This window comes from Thermogutta sp., assembly GCF_014359955.1.
Lineage (GTDB): Bacteria > Planctomycetota > Planctomycetia > Pirellulales > Thermoguttaceae > Thermogutta.
In genome coordinates, this window is record NZ_JACIYL010000289.1 from 1 (window position 1) to 4,971 (window position 4,971).

The following is a 4,971-nucleotide window of genomic DNA, read 5'->3' on the forward strand; positions in this document are numbered from 1 at the left end:
TCGGACTCGCGGAAAGCCAGCCCTTCCCTGCTCCTCAAACGGTGCTGGCGCCGGTCCCCGCAGAAACGCCGCCCGTTTCCGGACCTGCGCTGGTCGGCGCTGTCCGGCGATGATTGATCACCGGGCGAGGATGTCGTTGATCGCTTCTACGAGGGCTGTCGGTTCAAGCGGGACTTCCTTCTGAACACCCGCCCGAAGATCTTTGACCTGGCACACCTGTTTTTCGAATTCGCTCTCACCGATGACGAGCGCCACGCGATGTCCGCGCCGATCCGCGTACTTTAGTTGCTGACTGATTTTTTTGGGTTCGGGGTAGAACTCCACGTTGAGACCGGCCGATCGAAGCTCGGCTGCCAGCCGCAGGTAATCGTCGCGCCGACCGGGATCAAAGAACACGAGGAGGATGGGGGCGGGCGTGCTGACGGCCTCCAGCATGCCGAGCTCTTCCATGGCCGCCAGCAACCGATCGAGTCCCAGAGAGGCCCCCACTCCCGGAAGGGACTGCGTCGTGAACAGTTCCGCCAGGTTATCGTACCGGCCACCCGAGCACACGCTCCCAATTCCCGGAAGGGCCGTCAGATAGGTCTCATAAATCGTGCCGGTGTAATAATCGAGACCTCGGGCGATGGCCAGATCAAGCACGAGGTATTTCGGGGCGACACCGCCGGCCGCGGCACCGCGAAGCACTTCCCGCAGCTCGTGAACCCCCTCTTCCCCCACCGCGCTTCCCTGGACGAGTTTTTCGGCCTGGGAGAGGACGGCGTCGTGGTCGCCGTGAATCTGGGTCAGTTCGAGGACCGCTGTGGCCTGATGAGCGGTCAGCCCGACGGCTTGCTCGAGTTCCTGCTTCACCCCCTCGGTGCCGATTCTTCCCCATTTATCCAGGGCCCGCAGCACGCCCGCCGCACGATCCGCCAGCCCCTGGCGTTCCAACAGGCCGTTGAGGAGTTTGCGGTTGTTGATGCGGATGACAAACTCCTGAAAACCGATGGCACGGAGCAGATCGTGGATGACGAGGGTGGTTTCGATGTCGGCCGTCAGGGATCGCGTTCCAATCGTGTCGAAGTCGCACTGCACAAACTCCCGGTAGCGCCCGCGCTGGGTGTTTTCTCCCCGCCATACAGGAGCGATGTGGTACCGCTTGAACGGGATGCCCAGTTCATTGAGGTGCTGGGCGGTGAACCGGGCCACCGGAACGGTGAGGTCGAAGCGCAGCGCAACCCACCGCCCGCCGTGGTCCTGAAAGCGGTACATCTGCTTGTCGGTTTCTTCGCCCCCCTTGCCCGCCAGGATTTCCAGATATTCCAAGGCCGGCGTGTCGATCGGGGCAAAACCGTAGGAACGATACACCCGCCGGGCGATCTCCATGATCCGTTCCCGGGGGATCATCACCTGCGGCAGATAATCGCGAAAACCTTTCAGTGTGCGAGGGGGAATCAATTTCTCGGCCATGGTGGCAAAACCCCACTGTGGAACATCGTGCGGCCGGACCGTCCTGGCTCTGCAGTCGTCATGCCATCCAGGAACGGCGGCTGGATCTCGGAAAGCGGGCGACTCCCTCAGGGGAGGACGGGCAGAAGTTCCGGCCGGGGAGATCGCAGCGATCCGCCCTCCCGCGGACCGAGGAGCGCCTCCGCGTATTCTTCCAATTGCTCCGGAAGTTCGAAGAACTGGTCGTACACCGCGTTCTCTTCAAACTCGCAGATATCTGTATCGTAGTCGCGACAGATTTTCGGGCGGATGGGATAAATCCCGCAGCGGCCGTCCGGCTGGAGTTTCGTGCAGGTGAGGAACACCAATAAGTACCACTGCCCGTTGTCCACAAAAACCGCCGTCCGCTCATGAAGGAGGAACCAGCGGACCGTGTCGAACTCTTCCCAAGTGCGGGGACGATCGATCGTCAAAGCGATGTAATGGCAGCACTTGGAGGGGCAGTAGAAGCAGAGCGTTTCTCCCGCGGGAATGTCCTTCCGCCGAAGTCGGCCGTTGCCCGTGACAGGGGCCGACCGGCGAGTCAGCCAGTAGTTTTTCTGCCGATTCTGCGAGTTCATCCCCGATTTTGCCATTCTCCGTTGCGTGCTTCCACCACCAGCGCCATCCTCCCTGAAGGTGCCGAAGACGACCGCCTGTCTTCCCGTCGGAGGCCCCTCCCTCCACTTGGTTTTAACCCACCAGCACCCGCAGGATAAGGGGTGCCCGACGGTAAGGGACGCTGCCGAATCACTCGTCAAAGCCTCTCAGCCTTCGATCATCCATTCGCGCTTCACCGGGCACGACAAGCGTGCCCCTCCGAAGGATTTTCCGGAGGGACGTGCTTGTCACGTCCGCTCTTTAACGTTCGATCATGCATTCCCTTTTTTCTCGCCGTCACGTTGACTTCATGGAAAACCATTGATCCGCCCCAGCCTGGAGAGTTACGATAAACGGGGTCGAACGTGGTTGCCAACCCACGTAACGTATAGGGGGACATGAAGACGTCGGGGGCCGTTCAGGATGGCGCGATCGGCCATGTTGCGACACAGCCGCTTGCCGATCGTGAAAGAGCCGGACGGGGAGCTCGAGGCGGGCAAGCGTCCCGGTGGGGAGGGTTTGGCAGGACGGGTGGGAACGTCGGGGAACGTGGATCGCTGGACAAAGTGAAAGTCGGCTGAAAAGGATGATGCCTTCATTGAAAAAGGAACACGGGGATGTGGAGCGAGTGCTTTCTGGACTCAGCCAGCGCGCCGCCTGGTCCGGGGGGCCTCCAATCGCCAATGTCCTGATGGCGCGGGTCCTCGCCCAGCCGGATCTCATTTCGCTGGCGGCCGGCTTCGTGGAGCACCAGTCCCTTCCTGTGGAACTTGTGGAAAAAGCGATCGACAAACTTTTCTCCGGCCGGGCGGCGGCCCTTGAATCGCTCCAGTACGGAACCACGCTGGGGCATCCCCGTCTTCGCCGGGCGATCTGGGAACGCGTCCTTCAGGCGGACGCCTCGGTGGGGCTCCGCCACGCTGGTCCGGAGCAAATCGTCATTACCGCGGGAAGCAACCAGTTGCTCTATCTTGTGGCTGAGGCGCTCCTGGATCCGGGCGATATTGTCCTATGCGCAACGCCGAGTTATTTCGTATTTTTGGGGATGATCAAAAGTTTCGGCGCCCGGACTGTCGGAGTGGCCACCGACCATGACGGCATAATTCCCGAAGCTCTGGAAGAGCGCCTGGCGTGGCTGGAACGACGGGGCGAACTGGATCGCGTCAGGGCTATCTACGTGGCCTCCTATTTCGATAATCCGACGGGGCTGAGCCTCGGGCTGGAGAGGCGCCCTGCCCTCGTCGAGGTGGCCCAGCGGTGGTCACGGAAACATCGCCTTTACATCATCGAGGACTGCGCCTACCGCGATCTCTCTTACTACGGAGAAGAATGGCCGTCCATCCGCAGCCATGACGCCACCGGCCAGCACGTCGTGATGGTGGGCTCGTTTTCGAAGTCATTTTCGCCGGGACTGCGGGTGGGTTGGGGGTTGCTGCCCCCTGCCCTGCTCGATTCGGTTCTGTCCCTCAAAGGACACCACGATTTCGGCTCGCCCAATTTCAACCAGATGGTTCTGGCCGCGATCCTGGAGGAGGGCTGGCTGGAAGACCATGTGGCTCGGCTCCGCGCGATTTACCGCCGCAAACTGGAGACCACCCTCAAAGCCGTGGAAAGCATGCTGCGGCCGGTTGTGGCGGTCAGCTACGTGCCCCCTCGGGGTGGTCTGTATGTGTGGCTGCAATTGCCGAAAGAATGGGATACCGGTGTGGATGGGCCACTTTTCCAGTCGGCCGTCGAGGAAGGTGTCGTGTATGTGCCCGGGGAATACTGTTTTCCCGAGGAAGGTGAACCGACGCTGCACTGCTGTCTGCGTCTGAGTTTCGCCATGCCGGATGACATCAACCTGGAAAAAGGGATGGAACGCCTGGCACGGGCGATCACGCGATGTGGGAGTGCCGCTCCACGATAAGTGGAATGGCGGACCGGCCGACACGTCACGGAGGGAACTCGGATGTTTTTCACCACCATCATTGACCGCTACATCGCCCGGCACTTCTTCCAGTCCTTCTTCGTGTGCTTTTTCAGCCTCGTGTGCATCTTTGTGGTCTTTGATTTTTTCACCAATCTCGATGAGTTTCTTCGCGCCAGTGAGGCAGGCGGGGGACTGCTGAAACTGACGGTCCTCTATTACGGTCCGCAGTCCCTGGCTTTTCTCGACCGGATCCTCGGGCTTTTTGTGCTCACGGCCGCCATGTTCACCACGGCCTGGCTGCAACGGCAGCAGGAAATGACGGCCCTTCTGGCGGCAGGGATCTCGCGTGCTCGGGCGACAGCCCCGGTGGTGATCGGCTCGATTGTGCTCATCCTTTTTGGGGTCTGTAATCGGGAAATGATCCTCCCCCGCATGATTCATCTCTTGGCCCGGACCAACACCGACCTGCTGGGCGAGAAAGGGTGGCCTATTCAGGCCCGCTATGATAACGAGACGGATATTCTGCTCCGCGGTCGGGCCGCATATCGAAAAGACTACCGGGTCGCGGAACCCAACTTCTTCCTGCCGCCTGGTCTCGACCAGTATGGCGGCCAGCTTCAGGCCGAGAACGCCTTTTACCTTCCCGCCACCGCCGAGCATCCCAGCGGCTACCTTCTGGACAAGATGATCCGCCCCAGGGATTTGAAAGATAAACCGTCGCTGTACCTCAAAGGGCGCCCCGTCATTCTCACGCCCCACGATCATCCCTGGCTCAAGGATGATCAGTGTTTCGTGGTGAGCAACATCGACTTTGAGCAATTGACAGGGGGACGAGCGTGGCGAGAATATTCTTCCACGCTGGGGCTCATCCGCGGATTGCACAATCCGAGCCTGGATCTGGGAGCCGATGTGCGGGTGCGGATCCATGCCCGCATCGTGCAGCCCCTCCGCGATCTCAATCTGCTGTTTTTGGGGCTGCCCCTGGTGGT

Annotated in this window: 5 protein-coding genes; 3 read left to right on the plus strand and 2 right to left on the minus strand. The window is 60.8% G+C overall.

All coding sequences use genetic code 11. The features are described from left to right. Window positions 1–117 precede the first annotated feature (117 nt). Together hisS and H5U08_RS10035 are read right to left on the minus strand one after the other, a co-directional pair. A complete protein-coding gene (gene hisS / locus H5U08_RS10030) occupies window positions 118–1,440 on the minus strand; it encodes a histidine--tRNA ligase (RefSeq protein ID WP_366494377.1) in 1,323 nt (440 codons plus the stop codon). A gap of 119 nt (window positions 1,441–1,559) precedes the next feature. Then, a complete protein-coding gene (locus H5U08_RS10035; protein WP_297032626.1) occupies window positions 1,560–2,051 on the minus strand; it encodes a YkgJ family cysteine cluster protein in 492 nt (163 codons plus the stop codon). 457 nt (window positions 2,052–2,508) lie between these two features. Here H5U08_RS10035 and H5U08_RS10040 point away from each other — a divergent pair, with 457 nt between their 5' ends. The 3 genes from H5U08_RS10040 to H5U08_RS10050 all read left to right on the plus strand — a co-directional run. Beyond that, a complete protein-coding gene (locus H5U08_RS10040; RefSeq protein WP_297032628.1) occupies window positions 2,509–2,640 on the plus strand; it encodes a hypothetical protein in 132 nt (43 codons plus the stop codon). 28 nt (window positions 2,641–2,668) lie between these two features. Continuing rightward, on the plus strand, window positions 2,669–3,979 hold the full coding sequence (locus H5U08_RS10045) for a PLP-dependent aminotransferase family protein (RefSeq protein WP_297032630.1): 1,311 nt from the start codon (window positions 2,669–2,671) through the stop codon (window positions 3,977–3,979). Between the two features lie 42 nt (window positions 3,980–4,021). Then, window positions 4,022–4,971: LptF/LptG family permease (locus H5U08_RS10050; protein WP_297032632.1), on the plus strand; the 950-nt coding region annotated here is incomplete at its 3' end.